This is a genomic window from Stenotrophomonas sp. GD03777 (assembly GCF_029842485.1).
Lineage (GTDB): Bacteria > Pseudomonadota > Gammaproteobacteria > Xanthomonadales > Xanthomonadaceae > Stenotrophomonas > Stenotrophomonas sepilia.
The window spans coordinates 1-25,337 of sequence record NZ_JAOCGL010000058.1 but is presented as its reverse complement, the minus strand read 5'-3'; the positions used below and the strand labels follow the sequence as shown (position 1 = coordinate 25,337).

Sequence of the window (25,337 nt, the reverse complement as noted above, 5' to 3'; positions counted from 1 at the left end):
TTTTTGCTCTTTGCGGCCAACCGACCTGCCACGAGGGGCTCAGCCGTTGGCCGGAATCCTCACAGTGCCGCGCGGATCCGCTCGCGCAGCGCTTCCAGATCCTTGGCAAACGCATCGATGCCGGTCGCCAGCTTCTCGGTGGCCATCGGATCGGCCGCCAGATCCGCCGCGAACTTGGCCGCATCGATCGGGGTTACCGCCGCGCCATCGGCGGCACCGGCCACCAGCTTGCGCGGCAGCTCGCCGTGGTCGGCGTCCAGCTTCTCCAGCAGGTCCGGCGAAATCGTCAGGCGGTCGCAGCCGGCCAGTGCTTCGATCTGCGCGGTCGAACGGAACGAGGCGCCCATCACCACCGTCGGCGAACCGCGACGCTTGAATTCGGCATACACGCCGCGCACGAACTTCACGCCCGGGTCTTCATCGATGGTGGCCGGGGCCTGTCCGTTGGCCACGTACCAGTCCAGGATGCGGCCGACGAACGGCGAGATCAGGAACGCCCCGGCTTCGCTGCAGGCCAGCGCCTGGGTCGGGTTGAAGATCAGGGTCAGGTTGCAGTCGATGCCCTCGGCCTGCAGGATGCGTGCGGCTTCCACGCCTTCCCAGGTCGCGGCGATCTTGATCAGGATCTTCTCGCGCGGCACGCCGGCATCGGCGTACATCTGGATGAACTGGCGGGCCTTGGCCACGGTGGCAGCGGTGTCGTGAGCCAGGTCGGCATCCACCTCGGTGGACACCCGGCCCGGCACCAGCGTGCTCAGCAGCGCGCCGACGCCGATGGTCAGGCGGTCGGCCACGGCGTGCACCACGGCTTCGCGGTCGCCACTCTGCTGGCGGCCCCAGGCCAGTTCGCGTTCGATCAGCTCGGCGTAGACCGGCAGGTCCAGCGCCTTCTTCACCAGGGTCGGATTGGTGGTGCAGTCCACCGGCTGCAGGCGCTTGATCGCCTCGTAGTCACCGGTATCGGCAACGACCACGGACAGTTCGCGCAGCTGGGACAGTTTGGACGGGGTACTCATTACGGCTCCTGGGGCAGGGGGATCGAATCGCGCGCGGTGCGCAGCGGTAATCAGGGGCGGTCGTTGTGGACCGCGGTCACGCGCAGGCGCAGCTTGCGGCCGCCGGGCGCGTTCCAGTCGATGCTCTGGCCGATCGAAAGGCCGAGCAGGGCACTGCCGACCGGGGCCAGCACGGAAACCTTGCCTTCATCGACGTTGGCTTCGCGGGGGAAGACCAGGGTCAGGACGTGCTTCTCGCCCGACACTTCATCTTCGCACTCCACGCGCGAATGCATCATGACGATGCCTTCGGGAATCTGGTCCGGTGCCAGCACGGTGGCCCGGTTGAGTTCTTCAGCAAGCGCGAGCGCGGCAGGCGTCTGGCTCAGCGCGGGAGATTCGAGCATGGCGTCCAGGCGGTCCATGTCGAAGGTGGAAACGGTGATCGACGGCGGCAGGCCGCTGGCGGTACTCATGGTGAAGCTCCTTGGTTGAAAGCCATGCAAAAGGCGGCACCTGCTGGCGCCGCCTGTCTGTATTGTGGGGACAAATGCGGCCGGAATCGACTCCTGCCGATTCCAGGCCGGTACTGCGGGGGGCTCAGCCGTTCAGCGCGGGGCCGGGCAGGGCGGGTGCATCGCTGCCGGCATCAAGCGCCTCCAGGGTGAACAGCGCCTGCGGCAGGCGCTTGAACTGGTCGGCCAGGTCCATCAGGAAGTCGTTCATGGCCGAGCTGCGGCGCCAGATCATGGCGATGCGGCGGCTGGGACGGCCTTCGCCGGTGAAGTCGAGCAGGCGGATGTTGTTCGAGCGCGGCACTGGCGGCTGCACCGACAGACTCGGCAGCAGGGTGATGCCGACGTCGGCGGCGACCATCTGCCGCAGCGTTTCCAGGCTGGTGGCGCGGAACTCGGACTTCTCGTTGGCGCCGAACAGGCGGCAGACTTCCAGCGCCTGGTCGCGCAGGCAATGGCCGTCCTCCAGCAGCAGCAGCTTCTGCGTGGCCAGTTCCTGCACGTCCAGGTGCTCGCGACGTGCCAGCGGGTGGCGACCGGAGACGGCCAGCAGGAACGGTTCCTCGAACAGGAACTCGGCATGCAGCTGGTCGTCGATCACCGGCAGCGCCAGCAATGCAGCGTCGAGCTTGCCTTCGCGCAGGCGGTCCAGCAGCACATCGCTCTTTTCCTCGACCAGCAGCAGTTCCAGCTCCGGGAAGCGCTCGCGGATGCGCGGGATCACATGCGGCAGCAGGTACGGGCCGAGGGTCGGGAAGATCCCCAGGCGCACCGTACCGGCTTCCGGATCGCGGCTGCGTCGCGCCGCTTCCTTCAGCTGTTCCACTTCGGACACGATCACCCGCGCCCGTGCGGCCGCTTCCTGGCCGGCCGGGGTCAGCATCACCTTGCGCGGTGCGCGTTCCACCAGCGGCAGGCCGAGCTCTTCCTCCAGCTTGCGGATCTGCGTGGACAACGTCGGCTGGCTGACAAAGCAGGACGCGGCAGCCCGGCCGAAATGCTTGTGGTCGGCCAGGGCTACCAGGTACTTCAGATCACGTAGGTTCATCCTTACACCCCAGGGGTAACGGACCGGCTGACGGCGTGGTTACCCGACAGGCAGACAATGTTCCCGGTGATCTGGGAACGGTGGATCAGGCCGCTTCAGCAACGGCACCGCTGCTGTTGCTCACCGACGAGCGGATCAGGTGGTCGAACGCGCTCAGTGCGGCGGTGGAACCGGCGCCCATGGCGATGATGATCTGCTTGTAGGGCACCGTCGTGCAATCGCCAGCAGCAAACACACCCGGCAGGTTGGTCTGGCCGCGATCGTCGATGACGATCTCGCCACGCGGCGACAGCGCCACCACATCCTTCAGCCACTCGGTGTTGGGCAGCAGGCCGATCTGCACGAAGATGCCTTCCAGCTCGACGCGGTGGGCATCGCCGCCGATGCGGTCCTTGTAGACCAGGCCGGTGACCTTGCTGCCGTCGCCGAGCACTTCGGTGGTCTGTGCGCTGGTCAGCACGGTGACGTTGCCCAGGCTGCGCAGCTTCTTCTGCAGCACTTCGTCGGCACGCAGGCTGGAATCGAACTCCAGCAGGGTTACATGCGACACGATGCCGGCCAGGTCGATGGCCGCTTCCACACCGGAGTTGCCGCCGCCGATCACCGCCACGCGCTTGCCCTTGAACAGCGGACCATCGCAGTGCGGGCAGTAGGCCACGCCCTTGTTGCGGTACTGGTCCTCGCCCGGCACGTTCATCTGCCGCCAGCGCGCGCCGGTGGACAGGATCACCGAACGCGACTTCAGCACCGCGCCGTTCTCCAGCTGCACCTGCACCAGGCCGTCTTCGCCGGCCGGCACCAGCGCACTGGCGCGCTGCAGGTTCATGATGTCCACGTCGTACTCGCGCACATGCTGCTCCAGCGCCGTGGCCAGCTTCGGGCCTTCGGTTTCCTTCACCGAGATGAAGTTCTCGATCGCCATGGTGTCCAGCACCTGGCCACCGAAGCGCTCGGCAGCGATGCCGGTACGGATGCCCTTGCGCGCGGCATAGATCGCCGCTGCGGCGCCAGCCGGGCCACCACCGACCACCAGTACGTCGAAAGCATCCTTGGCGGCGATCTTCTCGGCATCGCGCTTGCTGGCATTGGTGTCCAGCTTGGCCACGATCTGCTCCAGGGTCATGCGGCCCTGGTCGAACACTTCACCGTTGAGGTACACGGTCGGCACCGACATGATCTCGCGCTTCTCGACTTCGTCCTGGAACAGCGCACCATCGATGGCCACGTGCTGGATGCGTGGGTTGAGTACCGCGGCCAGGTTCAGCGCCTGCACCACGTCCGGGCAGTTCTGGCAGGACAGCGAGAAGTAGGTTTCGAACTTGTATTCACCTTCCAGGTTCTGCACCTGCTCGATCAGCTCGGCGGTGGCCTTGGACGGGTGGCCGCCGACCTGCAGCAGGGCCAGCACCAGCGAGGTGAACTCGTGACCCATCGGCAGGCCGGCGAAGGTCAGGTGGATGTCCTGGCCCGGCGTGCCCAGGTCGAAGGACGGCACGCGGCCCTGGCCATCGCGCAGGACCTGCAGCGTGATCTTGTCCGACAGGTTTTCCAGGGTCTGCAGCAGTTCCAGCATTTCCTGCGACTTGGCGCCGTCGTCGGCGTGCGCGGTGATCTGGATCGGGCGGGTCACGCGCTCCAGATAGGTCTTCAGCTGCGACTGCAGGTTGGCGTCCAACATCGGGTCATCTCCTGGCTTCAGGCAAACAGGGGGCGTGGCACCGCTGTAGAAGGTAGCGGACCAGCAGGGGGTAGGGGTGAACCCAAGACAGCGACCGTGGAAGGGGCTGGCTGGCCAAGGCGGGCGAGCGTTGGCTGTCTTGGGTTCCCCCCCACGCCGGCGGGGGGACCGGCACGGGGATGAAGGGCGCGCCGTGGCGTGGGGCCACGGCAGGCCGGTACTGCTTTAGATCTTGCCGACCAGGTCCAGCGACGGGGTCAGGGTCTTCTCGCCTTCCTTCCACTTGGCCGGGCAGACCTGGTTCGGGTTGGCGGCGGTGAACTGGGCAGCCTTGAGCTTGCGCAGGGTCTCGGACACGTCACGGGCGATCTCGTTGGAGTGGATCTCCAGGGTCTTGATCACGCCTTCCGGGTTGATGATGAAGGTGCCGCGCAGGGCCAGGCCTTCTTCTTCAATGTGCACGCCGAAGGCGCGGGTCAGCTGGTGGGTCGGGTCGCCGACCAGCGGGAACTGGGCCTTGCCGACGGCCGGCGAGGTCTCGTGCCACACCTTGTGCGAGAAGTGGGTGTCGGTGGTGACGATGTAGACCTCGGCGCCGGCCTTCTTGAACTCGGCGTAATGGTCAGCGGCGTCTTCGATCTCGGTCGGGCAGTTGAAGGTGAAGGCGGCCGGCATGAAGATCAGGACGGACCACTGGCCCTTCAGGCTGGCGTCGGAAACCTTGATGAACTCGCCGTTGTGGTAGGCGTTGGCTTCGAACGGCTGGATCTGGGTATTGATGAGGGACATCATTTTTCCTCTTGGTGAAGGGGAGTGGGTGAATCGACAGGAGCTAGGTTACCCATTCGCTCGCGATAAGAACAATCCATTGATTGCATCTATTTGATAGATGGAGTCTATCAAATGGCCATGAGCAGGCACTGAACCCTGCCGCTCCCATCCTGCAACTGCTTGTGTGACAAGGAAAATCGACCGGGACGTGTGAAGAGGGCTGATAGCCCCTCCTTATACCCTCTTGCGAAACCTGAACGGATTCCAGCTTTTTGTAGCGTCGAGCCATGCTCGACGGTGGATCTGTAGAGCCGAGCCGATGCTCGGCTGTTCCAGCAGCAGCCGAGCATCGGCTCGGCCCTACAATTGAGGCATGTCTTTCCAACCCGAACCCACCCTGCGTCAGGTCGTAGCCGACGCCAGTGCCCGCTTGGGCGGTGTCGACGCCCGCCACGAAGCCGAACTGCTGCTGCTGCATGTACTGGAGCGCCCGCGCAGCTGGCTGTTCGCCCATGCCACCGATCCGCTGGCCGCCAATGACCAGGCCGCCTTCGAAGCCTTGCTGGCCCGCCGTGTGGCCGGTGAGCCGGTTGCCTACCTGACCGGGCGCCGCGGTTTCTGGACGCTGGACCTGGAGGTCGACCCGGCCACGCTGATCCCGCGCCCGGAAACCGAGCTGCTGGTCGAGTTGGCGCTGGAGCGACTGCCGCCGGACCAGGCGTTGCAGCTGGCCGACCTCGGTACCGGCAGCGGTGCGATCGCACTGGCACTGGCCAGCGAACGGCCCCGGGCACAGGTGCTGGCCACCGATGCCAGCCCGGGCGCGCTGGCCGTGGCCGCGCGCAATGCGGCCCGCCATGAACTGGACAACGTCCTTTTCGCCGAGGGCGGGCACGACTGGTATGCGCCGCTGCAGGGCGTGCGCTTCGACCTGATCGCCAGCAATCCGCCGTACATCGCCAGCAACGACCCGCACCTGGAACAGGGCGACCTGCGCTTCGAACCGTCTACCGCGCTGGCCTCGGGCATGGACGGCCTGGATGACATCCGCCGCATCGTCGATGGTGGCCAGGCCCACCTGCGGCCCGGCGGTTGGTTGCTGATCGAGCACGGTTGGGACCAGGGCGCGGCGATCCGCGCACTGTTCGAGGCGACGGGATTTGCCGAGGTGCAGACCGTGCAGGACCTGGAGCAGCGCGACCGCATCACCCTGGGCCGGCGTCCGGCCTAGAATGGCAGTTCTCCTGCCCCGGCAGGGCATCACCCTGGAGCTGCAAGCATGCGTACGCTGTACCCCGCCATCACCCCCTACGACGTCGGCACCCTGAAGGTCGACGACCGCCACACGCTGTACTTCGAACAGTGCGGCAACCCGGAAGGCAAGCCGGTGGTGATGCTGCATGGTGGCCCGGGTGGCGGCTGCAGCGACAAGATGCGCCAGTTCCACGATCCGTCCAAGTACCGCATCATCCTGTTCGATCAGCGCGGTGCCGGCCGTTCCACCCCGCACGCGGACCTGGTGGACAACACCACCTGGGACCTCGTCGCCGATATCGAGAAGCTGCGCGAGCACCTGAAGGTCGATCGCTGGCAGGTGTTCGGTGGCAGCTGGGGCTCGACCCTGGCGCTGGCCTATGCCGAGACCCATCCGCAGCGCGTGACCGAACTGGTCCTGCGCGGCATCTTCATGCTGCGTCGCTGGGAGCTGGAATGGTTCTACCAGGAAGGCGCCAACCGCCTGTTCCCGGATGCGTGGGAGCACTACCTCAAGCCGATTCCGCTGGTGGAGCGTCATGACCTTATCTCGGCCTTCCACCGCCGCCTGACCAGCGAAGACGAGACCACCCGCCTGGAAGCGGCCAAGGCGTGGGCGGTGTGGGAAGGCGCGACCAGCTTCCTGCACGTCGATGATGACTTCATCAACAGCCACGAAGACCCGCATTTCGCGCTGGCGTTTGCCCGCATCGAGAACCACTACTTCGTCAACGGCGGCTTCTTCGAGGTGGAAGACCAGCTGCTGCGCGACGCACACCGCATCGCCGACATTCCGGGCGTGATCGTGCACGGCCGCTACGACGTGGTCTGCCCGCTGGCCAACGCCTGGGACCTGACCAAGGTGTGGCCGAAGGCGAAGCTGGAAATCACCCCGGCTTCGGGCCATTCGGCGTTCGAGGCCGAGAACGTGGACGCGCTGGTGCGCGCCACCGATAGCTTCGCCTGATCGGTAGTGCCGGTCGCTGGCCGGCAACGCTTCACCATTCGCGCCGGGCATCGCCCGGCGCTACCGGCCTCATCCACGCATGGCGTGGATCTACCAGTCCCCAGCCAGCAACGCGTCGGCCAGTACCTGCAGTTTCGGCGAATGCTGGCGCGACGGCGGGTAGATCAGTGACAGCGCGCGGCTGCGGCCCTCAAACGGCTGCAGCACGCGCTGCAGGCGGCCATCGGCCAAGGCGTCGGCCACCGCGAAATCCATCACCTGCACGATGCCGATGCCGGCGATCGCCGCTTCCACCAGCGGATCGCCGCTGTCGAACACCATCCGCGCCGGTGGCGTGAAATCATGAAGCTGGCCGTCCTGCAGGAACTGCCAGTCCACCAGCCGGCCACTGCGCAGGTTGCGCACCGCCAGGCAGGCATGATCCCGCAAGGCGGCCACATCGTCGGGCGCGCCACAGCGGTCGAGGTAGTCCGGGCTGGCCACCGTCACCCAGCGCAGCGGCCGCAGTGGCCGCGCGACGATGCGCTGGTCGGCGATGACGCCGGTGCGCAGCGCGGCATCGAAACCTTCCTCGACCAGATCGACCAGGCGGTCGTTGAGCACGGCTTCCACCTGCAGTTGCGGGTGCTGCTGCAGCATCGGCCCCAGCAGCGGTACCAGCACCTTGCGCCCGAACATCGAGGGCGCACTGATCTTCAGGGTGCCCGAGGGCGTGCACGGACGGTCGGCCAACTGGCGTTCGGCATCCTCGAGGCCGCACAGCAGGGGCGCGACCTGATCGACGAACTGGCGACCATCCGGGGTCAGTGCCACGTTGCGGGTGTTTCGCTGCAGCAGCTTCACCCCCAGCGTGGCCTCCAGCCGACTGATCGCGCGCGACAGGCCTGACTGGCTCAGGCCCAGTTGCCCGGCGGCGGCGGTGAAACTGCGTGCTTCGGCCACCTGCACCAGCATGCGCACGGCATTGAGGTCCATCGAGGTTCCATTCATGCTGAAAATCATGACAGATATGGACGGAAAGGGGTTTATTGAGAGCGCTGCATCAATGAGACTGCGCTCCCCCACAGCACCGGAGCGTCGATGCCTCCCCTCAAGTACCCGCGCTGGGCGCTGGCCCTGCTGGCCACCGCCCAGCTGATCATCGCCCTGGACGCCACCATCATCTTCGTCGCCCTGCATGACATGGGGCGCGCGCTGGAGATCAACGCACAGCAGCTGCAATGGGTGGTCAGTGCCTACACCGTGGCCTTTGGCGGCAGCCTGCTGCTGGGGGGCCGTGCCGCCGACCTGATCGGCCGTCGCCGCTTCTACCGGCTGGGCATGCTGCTGTTCGCACTGGCGTCGCTGCTCGGCGCGCTGGCGCCGAACGCCACCCTGCTGATCATCGCGCGTGCGGCGCAGGGCATCGGCGCGGCATTGCTGTTCCCGGCCACGCTGGCGCTGATCAACACGTTGTATGCGGAAGGTCCGGTGCGCAACCGTGCACTTGCGATCTGGAGCATGGCCAGCGCGGTGGGCCTGGCGCTGGGCACGCTGCTCGGCGGCGTGCTGACCCAGGCGTTCGGCTGGCCGGCGGTGCTGGCGGTGATCGTGCCACTGGCCACCACCTGCGCGGTGGCTGCGGGTGCGTGGTTGCCGGCCGATGGCCCGCGTGCGCGGGGCCGCTCGTTCGATCTGGCCGGCTGCATCACCGTCACTGCCGGCGGCAGCCTGCTGGTCACTACCCTCGTGCAAGGGCCGGAGTGGGGCTGGACTGCGCCGGCCACGCTGGGCTGCCTGCTGCTGTCGGTGCTGCTGCTGGTGGCGTTCGTGCAGATCGAACAGCGCAGCCGCGATCCGCTGATGCAGTTCGCGTTGCTGCGGCTGCCCGGACTGCGCGCGGCACTGGGCCTGACCTTCGCCTTCATGAGCAGCTATGGGGTGCAGTACTACTTCATGGCGCTGTACTTCCAGGACGGCTACGGCTGGAGCCCGCTGCAGGCCGGCCTGGCGTTCCTGCCCGCCACTGCGGTGTGCACGGTCGGCATCCAGCTGGCCGAGTGGACGCTGCAGCGCTGGAGCGCGCGCAAGGTGCTGGTGATTGGGCAGCTGGCCGGCGCCATCGGTATCGCCTGGGTGGCCGCGACGCTGCCGCACGGCGCGAACTTCTGGCCGCTGCTGCCGGGCGTGGTAGTGCTGAGCATCGGCCAGGGCATGACCTGGACCTCGATGTGGATCGTGGCCGGGCAGGGCGTGCCGTCCGCACAGCAGGGTGTTGCATCTGGCATGGCGGCGACCGCGCAGCAGATCGGTGGTGCGCTGGGCCTGGCCGTGCTGGTGATGGTGGCCAATGCCAATGCCGATGCCGGTACAGCCGGTTCGCCGAGTGCACTGGCCGGGCTGGTGCGCGCCGAATACGGTGCCGCCTTGTTTTCACTGTTCGGCGTGGTGATCGCGCTGGGCCTGCGCCCGGCGCCGGCCGAATCGGCCGCCACCGTCTGCCCGGCCAACGAGGCATGATTGAAGGCGCTGCCGTGGGTGGATGTGCCGGCCAGCGGCCGGCACTACCGGTTCGGCATGGATGCACGCGCGTTCAACCCAGCGCCAGCAACTCCGGTTGCAGCGCGCTGAAGATCCGCGCCAACCGCTCGGCCCACGCCTGCTTCCCTGCCATATCGGCAATGAGGTCCTGGCGGATCTCCAGTTCCACGTGCACCAGCCCACGGCCTTCGCCATGCACCGGCACCGCGTAGTCGCTGGTGCTGCTGACCGAATACGGTTCGTTGTCCCCCACCACCAGGTCGCCTTCGTCGCGCAATGCCTGCAGCAGGGCATGGGCAAAACGCATGTCCTGGTGGTACAGCACGCCGGCGTGCCAGGGCCGCTGCGTGCCGTTCATCACGGGGGTGAAGCTGTGCATCATCACCAGCAGGGTGGGCTGGCCGGCATCACGGCGCGCATCAAGCTCGGTCTCGATGCGTGTATGGTACGGCGCGTGGATCGCATCGATGCGCTGCTGTCGCTGCGCCGCCGACAGCCCGGCATTGCCCGGCACCACGGTGTGGTCGCTCACCTCCGGAATCAGCGTCGGTGAGGCCAGTGGGCGGTTGCAGTCGATCAGCAGCCGCGAGTACGTCTGTTCGATCGCCCAGGCATCGAGCCGTTCGGCCAGTGCACGGGTGGTGCCGGCGATGCCGATGTCCCAGCCGATGTGGCGGTCCAGCTCGGCCTGGGGCAGGCCGAGCCCGGTCAACGCACGCGGCACCTGCTGGCCGGCGTGGTCGGCCAGCAGGAGGTAGGGCGAGACGCCCTGCGCCCGGTGGATCGTGTAGATCGCCGGGTCGTCGGCGCCGAGCAACGCAGGCAGCCTGTGCAGGTCCGCGTCAGCCACGTGGGCGTCCGTCCAGGTGGTGCTCGATCATCCACAGCCCGGCCCAGAGCTTGGCGTCCAGCTCGTAGCCTTCGCCCATCTTCTGCACCAGCCAGGCCGCAGCCTCGCTGCGTGGAATCTCGTGCACGGTGATGTCCTCGCTGTCATCACCGCCCCCTTCGCCGATGCGGCGCAGGCCGGTGGCGCGCACGAAGGCGATCTTCTCGCTGCTGGCGCCGGAAGACGTCGGGCCGATCATCAGCACTTCGGCGTGATCGGCGGTCCAACCTGTTTCTTCTTCCAGTTCGCGCATGGCCGAGACTTCGATCGATTCGCCGGCGTGGATGTCGCCGACCAGGCCGGCCGGCATCTCGATGGTGGGTGCCTGCAGCGGCACGCGGAACTGCTCGACGAACAGCACCTTGTCCTCCGGGGTGACGGCGATGATGATCGCCGCCAGGCCACCGGCATGGGTACGTTCGCTGTATTCCCAGGTGCCGCGCACCAGCATGCGCTGGTACTTGCCTTCGTAGACGACGCGCGGGGCTTCGGTATTGCGCTTGCTCATGCGGGCTCGCTGTGGGAGGGAAGAGGATCGGCCACGCCGGCGGCGTCGAACAGCCGGCGGCGGGTCATCGGGCCGAAGCGCAGGGTCTGGCACAGGCCACCGAGCAGCTCTGGATCGGCCGATTGGCGCAGCAGTCCGGGCTGGCTGCCCTCCAACGGCGCATCCAGCGCGATGGTGGTCAGCTGGCGCCAGAGCTGGGCGTGCTCGCGCTGCTCGCGCAGCCGCACTGCCATCTGTGCAGCGCCACGCAGGCGCAGGAACGGCACTTCGTCCAGTCGTTCGAACAGCGCATCCATGCTGCCGAAATGGGCCAGCAGCACGGCGGCCGATTTGCTGCCGACGCCACTGACACCGGGAATGTTGTCCACCGCATCGCCACACAGCGCCAGGTAGTCGGCGATCTGGTGCGCGTGCACGCCGTGCCGCGCCTTCACCCCGGCCACGTTCCAGCGCTGGTTGCGGGCGTAGTCCCACTGTTCGTCATGGTCGATCAGCAGCTGCGACAGGTCCTTGTCGGCGGAGATGATCACCCCGCGATGGCTGCTCCGGTGTACGTGCAGGGCGCTGCCGATCAGGTCGTCGGCCTCGTATTCGTGGTGGGCCAGGACGGCAAGGCCCAGCGCCGCGCATAGCGCCTTGCAGTGCACGAACTGGCGCTTGAGCGCTTCCGGTGCTGGCTCGCGGTTGGCCTTGTAGGCCGGATACAGCCGGTGGCGGAAACCACTGTCAAGCGCTTCATCGAAGGCGATGGCGATGTGCCGCGGGCGCTCGCGCTCGAGCAGGTCCAGCAGGAAGCGGGCGAAGCCGTGCACCGCATTGGTGGGCCAGCCCTGTGCGTCCTGGAACTGGTCTGGCAGTGAATGCCAGGCACGGAACACGTAGATGCTGGCATCAACCAGGTACAGCGACGGCGGGGCAGCCGGCAGGGTCATGCCGGGGGCGTCCAGTCGCGCAGCAGGGCCGCCGGGTCGGGGCGCTCGCGCTCGGGTACGTCGGCCTTGGGCGTACCGATGTGGATGAAGCCGGCGATGCGTTCGCCGTCGACCAGGCCCAGGTGGGCCTGAACAGCCGGATCGAAGGCCATCCAGGCGGTCAGCCACTGCGCGCCGAAACCCAGCGCCTGCGCGGCCTGCAGCAGGGCGAAACAGACGCAGCCGGCGGTCATCAGCTGTTCCTGTTCGGGCACCTTCGGGTCCGGCCGCGGGCTGGCCACCACCACGATCACCAGCGGTGCGTGGCTGAAACGCTGGCGGTCCTTCTCGAACACGGCCTCGCCCGCATGTGGGTCGCGCTGGCGGCTGCGTTCAGCCAGGAAGTCGCCCAGAGTGTGACGTGCATCGCCTGCGATTTTCAGGAAGCGGAACGGCACGCGCTTGCCGTGGTCGGGCACGCGCACCGCTGAGGCCAGCATCCGCTGCAGGGTGGCCGGGTCCGGCCCGGGCTCGCCCAGTTGCCGCGAGGGCACCGAGCGGCGGGCATCCAGGGCGAGCAGGGCGGCAGGATCGGGCATGGAGGCTGAACCGGTCATCACGGGCGTTTGATTATAGTCGGGGTGGTCAATGACGCCGTCTGTGTCGCGTCCGGCCCCTGAATACCAAACTGTGATGAACATCATGCCACTGGCGGGAAACGGACAGCCGCTTCCCCTCGCCTCGTGGGCCTTGCACGGCTTACGATATCTGTCTTGCCGGGCCGCCGGTCATGAGGTTTGAAGTGAGGACTGTTTCACTGTCCGTGACGGGCTGGCCGGCCTACCATCGACGTTCCGGTACATGGGGTGTGCCGGAAGCCGCGATGTCCATGCTGTCTGTCGTACCAGAGAAGGTGGGGAGCCTTCCCGAATGATGAGCGTGCCCACACCGATGGGATCGCCGGGCCGTGACCCGGCCCAGCTCCAGCGTGCCCGGGACATGGTCCTGCCCGCGTTGTGCCAGGCCTTCGGGGCGGCACTGGCGCGTTTCGACGATGCCCTGTTCGACCGCGCCGGCAATGCCGGCTCGTCGCAGTTGCTGTTCCTGGACGCGATGCGCGAACTGCGCCGGCGCCGTGAGGACATCGCGGCCGCTTTCGCCGGCCACCTGCAGCAGGCCTGGGCCGCATTGGAGGCTGGTGAGCCGCTGTCAGCCGAGGCGACCCTGTCCGGGCCGGCCGAGGATGGGCTCAGCCTGCTGGCCGAGCATGTGCTGGAATCACGGTTGGCGGTGCGCAATTTCGCCACTGTATTGCTGCGTGACTTCAAGCCGGTGCTGGCGCGGCTGGATCGCCGCCTGGGCCGGTTGATCGGCGGCGCGGAACTGGACGCGGACCACAATCCGATCAGCCCCGAACACCTGGGCGTGGCCATCCACGAAGCCTTTGCCGGCTGTGAACTGGCCCCGGAAGTGCATCTGGTGCTGATCAAGCTGTGCGAGCGCGACCTGCGTGCACCGGTCGGTCGCATCTACGAGAAGCTGGACGAGCAGCTGGCCGCAGCCGGCGTGATGTCGCAGATGGGGGCTCCGCAGCGCCCACAACCGCCGGCACCGGATCCGCGCATGGCCGGGATGCTGGATGACCTGGTCGAGCATCGCCACGGCGCGGGCGTCGATCCGGGGTTCAGCGATGACGAGCAGGCCGCACCGGCCTGGGCGCAGCGCTTTGCTGCCCGCTGGTCCGAGCGCCGCGGGCATATGCAGCAGCACCTGGGCGGCGATGACGGCGCCACCGGCGAGGCCTACGCTGGCCAGCAGGGCATGCTGCTGGAAGCGCTGCACGAACTGCTGCAGCAGACCCGCCATGTGCGTGAGGACGCCACGTCTGCGGCACAGGTGGCGGTTGGCCAGCAGCGCCCGCTCAGCCAGCGCGAAATGATGTCGGTGCTGTCGCTGCTGCAGGCCACGCCCAGCGCCACCCTGCGCGCGGCCATCGGCGAGGACGGCGAATCGCTGGCGCAGCGCCTGAAGAGCGAAGTGCTGTCCAGCGCCACCCAGCTTGGCGTCGATCCGGGCCAGACCCGGCTGGACCCGCAGGATGAGGATGCCATCGACCTGGTCGGCATGCTGTTCGACGTGATGCTGGACGAGCGTGAACTGGAAGGCCGCTCGCGCGAACTGATCGGCCGCCTGGTGGTGCCTTTCGTCAAGGTCGCCATGCTCGACCGCCGCATGTTCGTGCAGAAGACCCACCCGGCGCGCAAGCTGCTCAACTCGCTGGCCGAGGCCTGCGAGGGCAACACCGGCGAGAGCCAGGCCGAGCGCATGCTGATGGCCAAGGTCGAAGAGATCATCGAGCGCCTGGTGGCCGAGTTCAACGAGAACCTGGCGATCTTCCTGACCCTGGAAGAGGAATTCCGCGAGTTCCTGGTGCAGCATCGCCGCCGCGTGGAAATCGCCGAGCGTCGTGCCGCAGAAACGCAGCGCGGCCAGGAAAAGCTGGAAATGGCCCGCAGCCGGGCCGGTGCGGAACTGGACCGCCGCATCGGTGACGCCACGCTGCCGCCGGCCATTGCCGAATTCCTGCGCCAGCCGTGGCAGCATCATCTCACCTTGGCGCTGCTGCGCGAGGGCGAAGAAGGCGCCTCGGTGGCCGAGGCATTGAGCCTGGGCGACGGCCTGCTGGAGGAAGTGGCCGAGGCCCGCCGCCAGATCGTCGGCAAGCCGTGGCTGCAGGCCTGGCAGCCGGTGCTGGCCAAGGTGTTTGCCAGCGTCGGCGTGCACGGCGATGCGGCAACCGCCGCCATCGATGCCCTGCATGACACCCTGCAGGGCATCGCCGAGTCGCGGCCGGAACTGCAGCGTGCGCTGCCGGAGCTGCCGCAGGTTGCCTTGCCGGCCCCGCCAGTGGCTGAATCGCCGGCGGTTGAGCTTGGCGGGCAGATCGACGCCGACGATTTCGACAACGCCGATGCCGACCGCTTCCGCCGCATGGAAATCGGCAACTGGCTGGACTTCGTCGACAAGGATGGCAAGGTGCAGGCGGGCAAGCTGTCCTGGGTCAGCCCGATTTCCTCGCGCCTGCTGTTCGTCAACCGTCGCGGCGTGCGCTTCTGCGTGGCCTCGCCGGAAGAACTGGCGGTGATGATGCGGCTGGGCCGCCTGCGTGCCCACGTTGATGATGGCGCCTTCGACAGCGCCATGCAGGGCGTGATCGATCGCCTCGACCCGGGCAGCGCCACGCTGCACTGAGCGGGTGCCGCCTGCTAGGATCGGGAAACTCACCGATCAGCGGGGACCTGCATGGCCGTGGCGTTGCTGGGGATCAAGGAGGCCGCGCCGGGCGAACGGCGCGTGGCACTGACGCCGGAGACCGCGCGCAGGCTCGGGGCCTTGGGCATTGCCGTCTGGTATGAGGCGGGCGCGGGTTTGGCCGCTGGTTTCACCGACGCCGCCTATGACGATGCCGGTGCACGCGTCTTCGACGCGGGCCGCTGGGCCGAGATCGATATCCTGCTGTGCGTGCAGGCCCCCCCTGCGGCGGTGCTGGAACAGCTCAAGCCCGGCGCCAGCGTGGTCGGCCTGCTGGCCCCGGCCAGTGATCCGTCGCTTGCGGCATTGGCCGCTGGCGACCGCCTGCAGCTGTTCCCGCTGCAGCAGCTGCCGCGCACCACCCGCGCGCAGGCGATGGATGTGCTCAGTTCGCAGGCCGGCATGGCCGGCTACAAGGCGGCGCTGATTGCGGCCGAACGCGCGCCCCGTTTCTTCCCGATGCTGACCACTGCGGCCGGCACCGTGCGGCCGGCCAAGGTGCTGGTGATCGGTGCCGGCGTGGCGGGCCTGCAGGCCATCGCCACCGCGCGCCGCCTCGGTGCACAGGTGGAAGGCTTCGACGTGCGCCCGGAAACCCGCGAGCAGATCCAGTCGCTGGGCGCGCGCTTCCTCGACCTCGGGGTGAGCGCGGCGGGCGAGGGCGGTTACGCGCGCGCGTTGACCGATGAAGAGCGTGCCGAGCAGCAGCGCCGCCTGGCCGACCACCTGCGCAGTGTGGACGTGGTGATCTGCACGGCTGCGGTACCGGGCCGCCCGGCACCGACCATCGTGACCGCCGCGATGGTGGAAGGCATGGCCACCGGCAGCGTCATTGTTGATCTGGCGGCGGAAAGTGGCGGCAACTGCGCACTGACCCTGCCGGGGCAGTGCATCGAACACCAGGGCGTGACCATCGACGGTCCGCTGGGCCTGGCCAGCCGCGGCGCGACCCAGGCCAGCGAGATGTATGCACGGAACCTGCTCAACTTCGTTGCGCTGTTCGTGCGCGACGGGCAGCTCGGTTTCGATTGGGACGACGAACTGCTGGCGAAGACGCGCTGGCAGGCGTGAGTGATACGGGGTCAGATCCCTTTGCCTCTGGCAAAGGGATCTGACCCTGGTATCCCGAAGGCTTACCGTGGCTTCGCCGGCGGCGGGTTCTCCCGCACCCAGTCCTTGCGTTGCTCCGGCGTCATCTGCGACCAGCGCTCGCGCAGTGCGTCGCGCTGCGCGGGCGGCAGATCCCGCATCTGACCGAACAGGGCCCGGGCCTGCTCACGCTGTTCCGGGCTCATGTGCTCGAAGCGGCGCAGGCCGCGGCGGGCCTTGTCGCGTTCCTCCGGGCTCATCGATTGCCAGCGCTGGCCATGCGAGAGCATCCGCTGGCGCTGGCCGGCATCGGCGCTGTTCCAGCGGTCGCGCAGCGGCGCCAGCAAGGATTCCCGCTGCGCTTCACTCAACTGTTCCCAGGCCGGCAGCGGTGGGGCTGGCGCGGGGCGTGCGGCAGGGGCGGGCGCGGCGTTCTGCGCCAATACCGGGAAGGCCGGCAGCAGCAACAGGGTCAACAGCAGCGGCAGGGTATGCAGTCGGGACATGGTTCACTCCATCGCCAGGTCGGTATCGCCCAGCCACAGGTACAGATCGGGATTTTCGTCGTACAGCGCGTTGTTGTCTTCCACCGAGGCCAGCACCGGTGCCGGCACGGCGGGCGACAGGGGGCTGTGGCCGCTGAACTGCAGGCCGATCCCCAGCGCCACCACCAGAGAACAGGCGCTGGCCAGCCACCAGCGCCAGCGCCCGTGACGAGCCGCGCTGGCGCCGTGGCGGGCCTGGCGCAATCGTGCCAGCGTGGCCGGCGACAGCGCCTGCAGCGACTGCGCGTGCAGGTTGCGCAGCATGTCATCGGAGGGCAGGGAGCGGTTCACGGGTGGGTCTCCAGGTAGTCCTGCAGCGCCTGGCGGGCGCGTGCGAGATGGGTTTTTACCGCGCCTTCGCTGCAGCCCATGGCGCGGGCAGTGGTGGCTCCGTCCAGGTCCTGCAGCACCCGCAGGGTGAAGGCCTCGCGCTGGCGTGCGGGCAGGGTACGCAGGGCCTGCACCAGTTGCTGGTACTGCTGGCGCTGTTCGTGCGCCTGCGCCGGGTCCGGGCCGGTGTCGGCCCAGTCGATCCCGCCTCCGTCGGCGTCCTGGTTGTCGCGCCAGAACGGCAGGCGGAAACGGCGCCGGCGCTGCAGGTCGATCACGCGGCGGCGCAGGATGCTCCAGAACAGGGGCGCCCATTCGGCCGCCGGCTTGTCGGCGTAGTCCAGCATGCGCATCAGCGCGTCCTGAACCGCGTCCATGGCGTCTTCGCGCTGGCGCAGGCCGGCCTCGGCGAAACGGAACGCGCGCGGGCCGACGCTGGCCAGGAACGCCTCCAGCGATGCTGGCAGGGCATCGGTGTCGGCGCTCGGGGGGACGGGGCTGCTCACCAGCACAGGGTACGGTTCCTCGCTCGGGGTCACCATCGACAACGCGTGAGCGTCACCGCGGTTGACGCCGGGTGCGCGCCGGGTTCAGCCCGTGGTTATGATGGGCCGACGAAGACAGAGCGGGAGCGTTGCCAGTGAGTGACGGGTTCGTAGCGCTGTACATCTTCATGCTGGCGGCCATCGCCGGCCACGTGATCATTTCGCGGGTGCCGGTGATCCTGCATACCCCGCTGATGTCGGGTTCCAACTTCATCCACGGCATCGTGCTGATCGGCGCGATGGTGGTGCTGGGGCACGCGCAGACGCCGCTGGAGAAGGCGCTGGGCTTCCTTGCCGTGGTGCTCGGCGCCGGCAACGCCGCCGGTGGCTACGTGGTCACCGCGCGCATGCTGGAGATGTTCAAGCCGAGCGCGCCCAAGGGCGGCAGGGACGAACCGAAGGAGCCACAGGCTTGAACATCAGCACCGTCGAACTGCTCGACTGGCTGGTCAAGGCCAGCTACCTCGTCGCCGCCACGCTGTTCCTGCTGGGCCTGCAGCGCATGGCTTCGCCGCTGACCGCGCGCAGCGGCATCCGCTGGGCCGGGCTGGGCATGCTGCTGGCCACGGTGGCGACCTTCTTCCTGCCTGAACTGCACAACGTACCGCTGATCCTGGTGGCACTGCTGCTGGGCGCGGGCCTGGCCTGGTGGTCGGCCGGCAAGGTGGCCATCACCGACATGCCGCAGATGGTGGCGCTGTACAACGGCATGGGCGGTGGCTCGGCGGCGGCGATCGGTGCGGTGGAACTGCTGCGCTATGCCTTCCTGGCCCACCGCGATACCAGCCATTGGAGCGAGCAGGCGCTGGCCGACCTGGCCGCGCGCCAGCCGTCGGGCACGGTGCTGCTGCTGGCGGTGGTCGGCGCGGCGATCGGTGCGGTCTCGCTGTCCGGTTCGGTGATCGCCTGGGCCAAGCTGGATGGACGCCTGGACAAGCGGGTGACCTGGCCGGGCCAGCAGGTGATGAACCTGCTGGTGGCGCTGGCGGTGGTGGTACTGGCGATCATCGCGGCCAGCACGCTCAGCACCTCGGCAATCGTCGCCTTCTTCGTGCTGGCGCTGGCACTGGGCGTGCTGATGACGTTGCCGATCGGTGGCGCCGACATGCCGGTGGTGATCTCGCTGTACAACGCATTCACCGGCCTGGCGGTGTCCTTCGAAGGTTATGTGCTGGGCAATGAGGCGCTGATCATCGCCGGCATGATGGTCGGCGCGGCCGGCATCCTGCTGACCCGGTTGATGGCCAAGGCGATGAACCGGCCGATCCGTAACGTGCTGTTCTCCAACTTCGGCGGCGGTGCCGGAGGCGAGGCACAGGCGATCACCGGCGCGCAGAAGCCCATCGAAGCGTCGGACGTCGCGGCGATGATGGCCTTTGCCGAGCGCGTGGTGATCGTGCCCGGCTACGGCATGGCGGTGGCACAGGCCCAGCACAAGATCTGGGAACTGGCGCAGCGGCTGGGCCAGCGCGGCGTGAAAGTGAAGTTCGCGATCCACCCGGTGGCCGGGCGCATGCCCGGGCACATGAACGTGCTGCTGGCCGAGGCCGGCGTGCCCTACGACCTGATCGCCGACATGGACGACATCAACCCCGAATTCGCCAATACCGATGTGGTGCTGGTGATCGGTGCCAACGACGTGGTCAATCCGGTGGCGCGGACCGACCCAGCCAGCCCGATCTACGGCATGCCGGTGCTGGACGTGGTCAACGCGCGCAACGTGGTGGTGATCAAGCGTGGCAAGGGCACCGGTTTTGCCGGCATCGAGAATGCGCTGTTCTACGCCGACAACACCCGCATGCTCTATGGCGACGGCGCCGAAGCGGCGGCCTCGCTGGTGAGCGAACTGAAGGCGCTCGACGGCGGGCATTGAGGACGGGGGTCGGATCCCTTTCCGCAGGAAAGGGCTCTGACCCCTTTGCCGGCCAGCGGCCGGCACTACCGAATCCACGGATCTCTACGCGCTCAGCGCGCCAGCCAGGCACCTACGGCCACGGCCACGGCCAGCCACAGCCATTCCACCGCGCCATTGGCCAGGCTGATCAGGGTCCAGGCCAGGTGCGGGCCCATCCGCGTGGTGGCATCCCACAGGTCCAGGCCGATCGAGCCGCCCATCCAGGCGCTGGCGATGGCCCAGTTGGCCACGGCGGCCACCAGCAGGGTGCCGAGCACGACCAGGGCGACGCGCAGCCGGCCTGGGCCCAGCGTGCCCAGGCGCAGCATGAACACCAGTTCCAGGGCGGCCAGCACCGCCATCCAGCCGACCTGCCGGCCGGTCATCAGCGCCAGGACCATCCAGGCGAGGGGAGCGACAAACAGGCCCAGCAGCAGCATGAGGGGCCAGAGCCAGGTCACGGTCCTGGCACGCGCGGCATTGGAGGACATCGAAGCTCCCAGAAGATCACCCACAGGATACTGTGGTTTGCCGCAGTGCACCGGCGGTGCGGGGGCGGCTGGGCTAGAATGCCGTCTTGCGTGGCCTCAGCCACGGCCCCATATCGGTCCCCATGTATTCCCGTAGCAGCGAACCTGTCCACTTCGAACGCGATTGCGAGGCCGTGATGGTCCCGCAGGGCGATACCGTGACCCTGCCTGCCGGCAGCTATGGGTACATCACCCAGGCGCTGGGCGGCAGTTATTCGGTGTTCGTCGAGGGCAACCTGTTCCGCATCGCCGGCAAGGACGGCGATGCCATCGGCAAGGAGGCACCGGCGCCGCTCGAGCTGCCGGCCGACGCCACCGATGAACAGGTGGAGCAGCTGGTGTGGCAGCAGCTGCGCACCTGCTTCGATCCGGAAATTCCGGTCAACATCGTGGAACTGGGCCTGGTCTATGAAGTCGAGATCAAGCACCTGGATGAGGGCAAGCGCGAGATCGACGTGAAGATGACCCTGACCGCCCCGGGCTGCGGCATGGGCGAGATCCTGGTCGACGACGTGCGCAGCAAGCTTGAAATGATCCCGACGGTGGCCGAGGCCGACGTCGACCTGGTGTTCGACCCGCCGTGGAACCAGCACATGATGTCCGAGGCGGCCCGGCTAGAGACCGGCATGCTTTGACCCAAGGCCCGCAGTGACGCGGGCCCGGCACTACCCGCAACCAGAACAGGAATCCTCCGGTGTCCCAGTCCATCCCCAGCTTCGCCGTCACCCGTTCGGACCACCCGCGCAGCGCTGAAGAGCGCGCCAAGATCCTGGAGAAGCCGGGCTTCGGCCTGCACTTCACCGATCACATGGTGGAAGTGCGCTGGGACAAGGATGCCGGCTGGCACAATGCCAATGTGCGCGCCTACGGCCCGCTGCAGCTGGACCCGGCCGCCGCAGTGCTGCATTACGGCCAGGAAATCTTCGAAGGCATCAAGGCCTACCGCCACGCCGACGGTTCGATCTGGACCTTCCGCCCGGATGCCAACGGCCGTCGCCTGCAGCGTTCGGCGCAGCGCCTGGCGTTGCCGGAACTGCCGGTGGAGATCTTCGTCGAATCGCTGAAGCAGCTGATCGCCGTCGACAGTGACTGGGTGCCTTCGGCCGATGAGTCGAGCCTGTATTTCCGTCCGTTCATGATCGGCGACGAGGCCTTCCTCGGCGTGCGCGGCGCGCACAAGGCCGGCTACTACGTCATCGCCAGCCCGGCCGGCCCGTACTTCGCCAAGGGCGTTGCCCCGGTGTCGATCTGGCTGTCCACCGAGTACGCGCGTGCGGCCAAGGGCGGCACCGGTGCTGCCAAGTGCGGTGGCAACTACGCCGCCTCGCTGCTCCCGCAGCAGAAGGCGCAGGCACAGGGCTGCTCGCAGGTGCTGTTCCTCGACCCGGTCGAAGGCAAGTACCTGGAAGAACTGGGCGGCATGAACGTGTTCCTGGTCTACAAGGACGGCACGCTGGTCACCCCGGAACTGTCGGGCAGCATCCTCGAGGGCATCACCCGCGAGAGCATCCTGCAGCTGGCCCGCGACCGTGGCATGAAGGTCGAAGAGCGCAAGGTCAGCATCGACGAGTGGAAGGACGGCGTCACCTCCGGTGCGATCAGCGAAGTGTTTGCCTGTGGCACCGCCGCGGTGGTCACCCCGATCGGCCAGCTGAAGGGCGAGGGCTTCTCGGTGGGCGACATCAACGCGCCGGCCGGCGAAGTCACCATGTCGCTGCGCAAGGAACTGACCGATATCCAGTATGGCCGCCTGCCGGACCGCCACAACTGGCTGGTCAAGCTGGGCTGATCGCCCACATCGAATCGTAGAGCCGAGCCCGCGCCCGGCTGCGCTTCTGGAAAGCCCGTCCCCGCGACGGGCTTTCTGCGTTTCAGGCCAAGGGTCAGATCCCTTTCCGCGTGAAATGGGATCTGACCCCGGATCGGTGGACGCCGATGTCGGCAAAGTCATTCCAGGACACGTGACGACCCAGTCAGGTCTGTGCAGGGCACGAGAAAGTTCCTTCACCTTCACAAACCTTCGACCCGAAAAGTCTCAGAACGAACATTTCATCTTGCTGAAAAGACGCTGAAAATCTTGTGGTGTCCGGTTTCGGCCATTAGCGTCATCTGCACGGCGGATCGTTAGGGGGATCCGCTGACTCGCCGGACTTCGAACCTCGCCAACGCAAGCCAGCCCAGGGTTCGGGCCGGTGCTTCTGCCGATTCCGGCATTCACACCACAAGAAAGGGAAATACGATGTCCCAGGTAACGCAACCGCGTGTGCGTCGAGTGTGGGTGGTCCTTGGTGCGTCCGTTCTGTCATCGCTGCTGCTGGCCACGCCTGCGCTGGCCGGTGACGTCCAGCTCAGCGGCCTGCAGTCCGCGCCGACGCACCAGCGCTTCATCGTGAAGTACCGCGACGGCAGTGCGCCGGTGGCCAACACCACCGCACTGGCCTCTTCGCTGAAGAGTGCCGCCGCCGGCCTGGCCAGCAGCCAGGGCCGCGCGCTGGGCCTGCAGGAGGTCCGCAAGCTGGCCGTTGGCCCGACCCTGGTCAGGACCGATCGGCCGCTTGATCAGGCCGAATCCGAGCTGCTGATGCGCAAGCTCGCCGCCGACCCGAACGTGGAATACGTCGAAGTCGACCAGATCATGCGTGCGACGCTGACCCCGAATGACACCCGCTTCAGCGAGCAGTGGGGCTTCGGTACCTCCAACGCGTCGATCAACGTGCAGCCGGCCTGGGACAAGGCTACCGGCACCGGCGTGGTGGTGGCCGTGATCGATACCGGCATCACCAACCATCCCGATCTCAACGCCAACATCCTGCCTGGCTATGACTTCATCAGCGATGCCGCGATGGCGCGCGATGGCGGTGGCCGCGACAACAACCCGAATGACGAGGGCGACTGGTACGGCGCCAACGAGTGCGGCTCGGGCATCCCGGCCTCCAACTCCAGCTGGCACGGTACCCACGTCGCCGGCACTGTGGCGGCGGTGACCAACAACAGCACCGGCGTGGCCGGTACTGCGTTCAATGCCAAGGTCGTCCCGGTGCGCGTGCTGGGCAAGTGCGGCGGTTACACCTCCGACATCGCCGACGCGATCGTGTGGGCCTCTGGCGGCACCGTCAGCGGTGTGCCGGCCAACGCCAATCCGGCCGAAGTCATCAACATGTCGCTGGGTGGTGGCGGCAGCTGCTCCACCACCTACCAGAACGCCATCAACGGCGCGGTCAGCCGTGGCACCACCGTGGTGGTCGCCGCCGGCAACAGCAACACCAACGTGTCCTCGTCGGTGCCGGCCAACTGCCCGAACGTGATTGCCGTGGCGGCCACAACCTCGGCCGGTGCGCGTGCCAGCTTCTCCAACTACGGCACCGGCATCGACATCTCAGCACCGGGCCAGAGCATCCTGTCCACCCTCAACACCGGCACCACCACGCCTGGCAGCGCCAGCTACGCGTCGTACAACGGCACCTCGATGGCGGCGCCGCACGTGGCCGGCGTGGTTGCGCTGATGCAGTCGGTCGCGCCAAGCCCGCTGAGCCCGGCGCAGGTCGAAAGCATCATCAAGAGCACTGCACGCCCGCTGCCGGGCGCCTGCTCGGGTGGCTGCGGCGCCGGCATCGTCGACGCCAACGCGGCCGTGGCTGCGGCGATCAACGGCGGTGGCAACCCGAACCCGGGTGGCAACGTGCTGCAGAACAACGTGCCGGTGACCGGCCTGGGCGCCGCAACCGGTGCCGAGCTGAACTACACCGTCGCCGTTCCGGCCGGTAGCAGCCAGCTGCGCGTGACGATCAGTGGCGGCAGCGGCGATGCCGACCTGTACGTGCGCCAGGGCAGTGCCCCGACCGATACCAGCTACACCTGCCGTCCGTACCTGAGTGGCAACAGCGAGACCTGCACCATCAACAGCCCTGCCGCCGGCACATGGTATGTGCGGGTGAAGGCCTACAGCACCTTCTCGGGCGTGACCCTCAACGCCCAGTACTGAGCCCAAGTCCCTCTCCAAGGGCACGCCCTGGCTTCGGCCGGGGCGTTTTCGCTTCTGCAGAGCCGAGTCCATGCTCGGCTGCTCCGGCTGCCGACCGTTGTGCCACGCTGGCACGCGGTTGCCGAGCATGGCCCGGCACTACAAGGACAGTGCTCTGGCAGGTGCCGACCTTGGTCGGCACGCGGTTCCTCAGACCGACTCGAAGCGGTTCGCAGCCACGTTCTTGCGCACGTGCTGCGGGTCGAAGATCCGCCCGTTCATCGCGATGTACACGCCGCTCGGCAGCGACTGTACCGCACCGATCGCGCAGCCGATGTTGAACTCGGCATCCGAGCCGCGGAAGCGTGCCGGGCTCAGTGCGCCGGTCATCACGATGGTCTTGTCGGGGATCGTCGCCAGCACCTTGCCGGTGTGCACCATCGAGTCGGTGCCGTGGGTCACCAGGACGTGCCGGGTCGGCTGCGCGGCGATGGTGGCGCGGATCAGTTCGCGGTCCTCATCGTTGATGTGCAGCGAATCCTTGCGCAGGATCGGAATCACGTTGAAGCGGAACGTCACGCCCAGCTCGCGCAGGATCATGCCGATCTGCGGATCGCCGATCTGGTAGTCCGACTTGTCGTCGAAGTAGATCTTGTCGATCGTGCCACCGGTGGTGACGACCAGGAGCTCTTCCATCATGTGCATGCGCGAAACCAGGACAGGTACTGCGGCGCGGGGCCAGGAATGCAGATGATACGACCCAGCGGGCGCAGCGTCAGCGTTGCTTGCCGAAGCGGGCGCGCAGGCCGGGCAGGCTGGCGCTGAAGATCACCAGGAGGGCCAGCGCGATCTCGATCAGCGCCAGCCAGCGCGTTTCCGGGTGGCTCCAGGCGCTCATCACGCCGTGGCTGAACCAGCCCAGCGCCAGTACCGAGGCCCAGAATCCGGCCTTGCGCCAGCCCAGGCGCACGGCGATGGCCAGCGCCAGCGGCGGCGCGGTGAACACCAGCTGGGTCGCCAGCCAGTGCTTGTCATTGATGAACCAGCCCGCGAACAGCGCGGCCAGCCCCATCAG

The 25,337-nt window shown here is 67.5% G+C and carries 26 protein-coding genes; 10 read left to right on the top strand and 16 right to left on the bottom strand.

Annotated elements, in window-relative coordinates:
- Positions 1-59 precede the first annotated feature (59 nt).
- The 5 genes from N5E02_RS13230 to ahpC form a co-directional block, all read right to left on the bottom strand.
- Complete coding sequence (locus N5E02_RS13230; RefSeq protein WP_065179586.1) at positions 60-1,016, bottom strand: transaldolase; 957 nt, start codon at positions 1,014-1,016, stop codon at positions 60-62.
- Positions 1,017-1,066: 50 nt separating this feature from the next.
- Positions 1,067-1,471, bottom strand: coding sequence for a nucleoside diphosphate kinase regulator (rnk, locus tag N5E02_RS13225; RefSeq protein ID WP_005408156.1), 405 nt, complete (start codon positions 1,469-1,471; stop codon positions 1,067-1,069).
- 124 nt (positions 1,472-1,595) lie between these two features.
- The gene (locus tag N5E02_RS13220; RefSeq protein ID WP_049414506.1) at positions 1,596-2,558 is read right to left on the bottom strand and encodes a LysR substrate-binding domain-containing protein; all 963 of its coding nucleotides are present in this window, start codon (positions 2,556-2,558) and stop codon (positions 1,596-1,598) included.
- A gap of 85 nt (positions 2,559-2,643) precedes the next feature.
- Positions 2,644-4,236 (bottom strand): alkyl hydroperoxide reductase subunit F, encoded by a 1,593-nt coding sequence (gene ahpF, locus N5E02_RS13215; protein WP_005415367.1) that lies wholly within the window; start codon positions 4,234-4,236, stop codon positions 2,644-2,646.
- Positions 4,237-4,461: 225 nt separating this feature from the next.
- Entirely contained in the window at positions 4,462-5,025 is a 564-nt protein-coding gene (gene ahpC / locus N5E02_RS13210) for an alkyl hydroperoxide reductase subunit C (protein ID WP_005415368.1), read from the bottom strand.
- Positions 5,026-5,380: 355 nt separating this feature from the next.
- Here ahpC and prmC point away from each other — a divergent pair, with 355 nt between their 5' ends.
- On the top strand, positions 5,381-6,238 hold the full coding sequence (gene prmC, locus N5E02_RS13205) for a peptide chain release factor N(5)-glutamine methyltransferase (protein WP_279946352.1): 858 nt from the start codon (positions 5,381-5,383) through the stop codon (positions 6,236-6,238).
- A gap of 48 nt (positions 6,239-6,286) precedes the next feature.
- Complete coding sequence (pip, locus tag N5E02_RS13200) at positions 6,287-7,228, top strand: prolyl aminopeptidase (protein WP_019661138.1); 942 nt, start codon at positions 6,287-6,289, stop codon at positions 7,226-7,228.
- A gap of 90 nt (positions 7,229-7,318) precedes the next feature.
- Here pip and N5E02_RS13195 read toward each other — a convergent pair whose 3' ends face one another.
- The gene (locus tag N5E02_RS13195) at positions 7,319-8,203 is read right to left on the bottom strand and encodes a LysR family transcriptional regulator (protein ID WP_065179589.1); all 885 of its coding nucleotides are present in this window, start codon (positions 8,201-8,203) and stop codon (positions 7,319-7,321) included.
- A 105-nt stretch (positions 8,204-8,308) separates the two neighbouring features.
- Between N5E02_RS13195 and N5E02_RS13190 the strand changes: the two genes are divergently transcribed.
- Positions 8,309-9,727, top strand: a complete 1,419-nt coding sequence (locus N5E02_RS13190; RefSeq protein WP_279946351.1) for an MFS transporter — start codon at positions 8,309-8,311, stop codon at positions 9,725-9,727.
- Positions 9,728-9,800: 73 nt separating this feature from the next.
- Here the strand turns inward: N5E02_RS13190 and N5E02_RS13185 are convergent, their stop codons facing one another.
- The 4 genes from N5E02_RS13185 to N5E02_RS13170 are packed head-to-tail and all read right to left on the bottom strand — an operon-like array spanning position 9,801 to position 12,655.
- Complete coding sequence (locus N5E02_RS13185; RefSeq protein WP_279946350.1) at positions 9,801-10,598, bottom strand: N-formylglutamate amidohydrolase; 798 nt, start codon at positions 10,596-10,598, stop codon at positions 9,801-9,803.
- Positions 10,591-11,145, bottom strand: a complete 555-nt coding sequence (locus N5E02_RS13180; protein WP_164230406.1) for an NUDIX hydrolase — start codon at positions 11,143-11,145, stop codon at positions 10,591-10,593. The genes N5E02_RS13185 and N5E02_RS13180 overlap by 8 nt, the downstream gene beginning before the upstream one ends.
- Positions 11,142-12,077, bottom strand: coding sequence for a 5'-3' exonuclease H3TH domain-containing protein (locus N5E02_RS13175; protein ID WP_164230408.1), 936 nt, complete (start codon positions 12,075-12,077; stop codon positions 11,142-11,144). The genes N5E02_RS13180 and N5E02_RS13175 overlap by 4 nt, the downstream gene beginning before the upstream one ends.
- Positions 12,074-12,655: a nitroreductase gene (locus tag N5E02_RS13170; RefSeq protein ID WP_005415376.1), complete on the bottom strand. Its 582-nt coding sequence runs from the start codon at positions 12,653-12,655 to the stop codon at positions 12,074-12,076. The genes N5E02_RS13175 and N5E02_RS13170 overlap by 4 nt, the downstream gene beginning before the upstream one ends.
- A gap of 331 nt (positions 12,656-12,986) precedes the next feature.
- Between N5E02_RS13170 and N5E02_RS13165 the strand changes: the two genes are divergently transcribed.
- Positions 12,987-15,308, top strand: a complete 2,322-nt coding sequence (locus N5E02_RS13165; RefSeq protein WP_032953949.1) for a DUF1631 domain-containing protein — start codon at positions 12,987-12,989, stop codon at positions 15,306-15,308.
- Positions 15,309-15,359: 51 nt separating this feature from the next.
- Positions 15,360-16,439 carry an NAD(P) transhydrogenase subunit alpha gene (locus tag N5E02_RS13160; RefSeq protein ID WP_164093546.1) on the top strand — a complete coding sequence of 360 codons (1,080 nt, stop codon included), beginning with the start codon at positions 15,360-15,362 and terminating at the stop codon, positions 16,437-16,439.
- 62 nt (positions 16,440-16,501) lie between these two features.
- Here the strand turns inward: N5E02_RS13160 and N5E02_RS13155 are convergent, their stop codons facing one another.
- From N5E02_RS13155 to N5E02_RS13145, 3 genes are read right to left on the bottom strand one after another with little or no spacing between them, the layout of a single operon-like run.
- Positions 16,502-16,963, bottom strand: coding sequence for a DUF3106 domain-containing protein (locus N5E02_RS13155; protein ID WP_053500492.1), 462 nt, complete (start codon positions 16,961-16,963; stop codon positions 16,502-16,504).
- 3 nt (positions 16,964-16,966) lie between these two features.
- Positions 16,967-17,293, bottom strand: a complete 327-nt coding sequence (locus N5E02_RS13150) for a hypothetical protein (protein ID WP_065186350.1) — start codon at positions 17,291-17,293, stop codon at positions 16,967-16,969.
- The gene (locus N5E02_RS13145; protein WP_081275820.1) at positions 17,290-17,874 is read right to left on the bottom strand and encodes an RNA polymerase sigma factor; all 585 of its coding nucleotides are present in this window, start codon (positions 17,872-17,874) and stop codon (positions 17,290-17,292) included. The genes N5E02_RS13150 and N5E02_RS13145 overlap by 4 nt, the downstream gene beginning before the upstream one ends.
- A 98-nt stretch (positions 17,875-17,972) precedes the next feature.
- On the opposite strand from N5E02_RS13145, the gene N5E02_RS13140 reads away from it, so the two are divergent.
- Positions 17,973-18,293, top strand: a complete 321-nt coding sequence (locus tag N5E02_RS13140; protein ID WP_005415382.1) for an NAD(P) transhydrogenase subunit alpha — start codon at positions 17,973-17,975, stop codon at positions 18,291-18,293.
- Positions 18,290-19,750 carry an NAD(P)(+) transhydrogenase (Re/Si-specific) subunit beta gene (locus N5E02_RS13135; RefSeq protein ID WP_139726756.1) on the top strand — a complete coding sequence of 487 codons (1,461 nt, stop codon included), beginning with the start codon at positions 18,290-18,292 and terminating at the stop codon, positions 19,748-19,750. The genes N5E02_RS13140 and N5E02_RS13135 overlap by 4 nt, the downstream gene beginning before the upstream one ends.
- 92 nt (positions 19,751-19,842) lie before the next feature.
- Here the strand turns inward: N5E02_RS13135 and N5E02_RS13130 are convergent, their stop codons facing one another.
- Positions 19,843-20,262: a membrane protein gene (locus tag N5E02_RS13130; protein ID WP_032953950.1), complete on the bottom strand. Its 420-nt coding sequence runs from the start codon at positions 20,260-20,262 to the stop codon at positions 19,843-19,845.
- Between the two features lie 122 nt (positions 20,263-20,384).
- On the opposite strand from N5E02_RS13130, the gene sufT reads away from it, so the two are divergent.
- The 3 genes from sufT to N5E02_RS13115 all read left to right on the top strand — a co-directional run bounded on the left by sufT (position 20,385) and on the right by N5E02_RS13115 (position 24,283).
- Entirely contained in the window at positions 20,385-20,936 is a 552-nt protein-coding gene (sufT, locus tag N5E02_RS13125) for a putative Fe-S cluster assembly protein SufT (RefSeq protein ID WP_005415385.1), read from the top strand.
- A 59-nt stretch (positions 20,937-20,995) separates the two neighbouring features.
- A complete protein-coding gene (locus tag N5E02_RS13120) occupies positions 20,996-22,090 on the top strand; it encodes a branched-chain amino acid aminotransferase (RefSeq protein ID WP_065186352.1) in 1,095 nt (364 codons plus the stop codon).
- A 450-nt stretch (positions 22,091-22,540) separates the two neighbouring features.
- Positions 22,541-24,283 (top strand): S8 family peptidase, encoded by a 1,743-nt coding sequence (locus tag N5E02_RS13115; RefSeq protein WP_053501047.1) that lies wholly within the window; start codon positions 22,541-22,543, stop codon positions 24,281-24,283.
- A gap of 189 nt (positions 24,284-24,472) precedes the next feature.
- Here N5E02_RS13115 and N5E02_RS13110 read toward each other — a convergent pair whose 3' ends face one another.
- Together N5E02_RS13110 and N5E02_RS13105 are read right to left on the bottom strand one after the other, a co-directional pair.
- The gene (locus N5E02_RS13110; RefSeq protein ID WP_053501049.1) at positions 24,473-24,958 is read right to left on the bottom strand and encodes an asparaginase domain-containing protein; all 486 of its coding nucleotides are present in this window, start codon (positions 24,956-24,958) and stop codon (positions 24,473-24,475) included.
- Between the two features lie 79 nt (positions 24,959-25,037).
- Positions 25,038-25,337: DUF2069 domain-containing protein (locus tag N5E02_RS13105; RefSeq protein ID WP_279946349.1), on the bottom strand; the 300-nt coding region annotated here is incomplete at its 5' end.

Excerpts from the sequence above, each read along its gene's own strand:
- N5E02_RS13230 (WP_065179586.1), bottom strand. The coding sequence starts at position 1,016 with ATGAGTACCCCGTCCAAACTGTCCCAGCTGCGCGAACTGTCCGTGGTC.
- rnk (WP_005408156.1), bottom strand. The coding sequence starts at position 1,471 with ATGAGTACCGCCAGCGGCCTGCCGCCGTCGATCACCGTTTCCACCTTC.
- N5E02_RS13220 (WP_049414506.1), bottom strand. The coding sequence starts at position 2,558 with ATGAACCTACGTGATCTGAAGTACCTGGTAGCCCTGGCCGACCACAAG.
- ahpF (WP_005415367.1), bottom strand. The coding sequence starts at position 4,236 with ATGTTGGACGCCAACCTGCAGTCGCAGCTGAAGACCTATCTGGAGCGC.
- ahpC (WP_005415368.1), bottom strand. The coding sequence starts at position 5,025 with ATGTCCCTCATCAATACCCAGATCCAGCCGTTCGAAGCCAACGCCTAC.
- prmC (WP_279946352.1), top strand. The coding sequence starts at position 5,381 with ATGTCTTTCCAACCCGAACCCACCCTGCGTCAGGTCGTAGCCGACGCC.
- pip (WP_019661138.1), top strand. The coding sequence starts at position 6,287 with ATGCGTACGCTGTACCCCGCCATCACCCCCTACGACGTCGGCACCCTG.
- N5E02_RS13195 (WP_065179589.1), bottom strand. The coding sequence starts at position 8,203 with ATGGACCTCAATGCCGTGCGCATGCTGGTGCAGGTGGCCGAAGCACGC.
- N5E02_RS13190 (WP_279946351.1), top strand. The coding sequence starts at position 8,309 with ATGCCTCCCCTCAAGTACCCGCGCTGGGCGCTGGCCCTGCTGGCCACC.
- N5E02_RS13180 (WP_164230406.1), bottom strand. The coding sequence starts at position 11,145 with ATGAGCAAGCGCAATACCGAAGCCCCGCGCGTCGTCTACGAAGGCAAG.
- N5E02_RS13175 (WP_164230408.1), bottom strand. The coding sequence starts at position 12,077 with ATGACCCTGCCGGCTGCCCCGCCGTCGCTGTACCTGGTTGATGCCAGC.
- N5E02_RS13170 (WP_005415376.1), bottom strand. The coding sequence starts at position 12,655 with ATGCCCGATCCTGCCGCCCTGCTCGCCCTGGATGCCCGCCGCTCGGTG.
- N5E02_RS13165 (WP_032953949.1), top strand. The coding sequence starts at position 12,987 with ATGATGAGCGTGCCCACACCGATGGGATCGCCGGGCCGTGACCCGGCC.
- N5E02_RS13160 (WP_164093546.1), top strand. The coding sequence starts at position 15,360 with ATGGCCGTGGCGTTGCTGGGGATCAAGGAGGCCGCGCCGGGCGAACGG.
- N5E02_RS13155 (WP_053500492.1), bottom strand. The coding sequence starts at position 16,963 with ATGTCCCGACTGCATACCCTGCCGCTGCTGTTGACCCTGTTGCTGCTG.
- N5E02_RS13145 (WP_081275820.1), bottom strand. The coding sequence starts at position 17,874 with ATGGTGACCCCGAGCGAGGAACCGTACCCTGTGCTGGTGAGCAGCCCC.
- N5E02_RS13130 (WP_032953950.1), bottom strand. The coding sequence starts at position 20,262 with ATGTCCTCCAATGCCGCGCGTGCCAGGACCGTGACCTGGCTCTGGCCC.
- sufT (WP_005415385.1), top strand. The coding sequence starts at position 20,385 with ATGTATTCCCGTAGCAGCGAACCTGTCCACTTCGAACGCGATTGCGAG.
- N5E02_RS13115 (WP_053501047.1), top strand. The coding sequence starts at position 22,541 with ATGTCCCAGGTAACGCAACCGCGTGTGCGTCGAGTGTGGGTGGTCCTT.
- N5E02_RS13110 (WP_053501049.1), bottom strand. The coding sequence starts at position 24,958 with ATGGAAGAGCTCCTGGTCGTCACCACCGGTGGCACGATCGACAAGATC.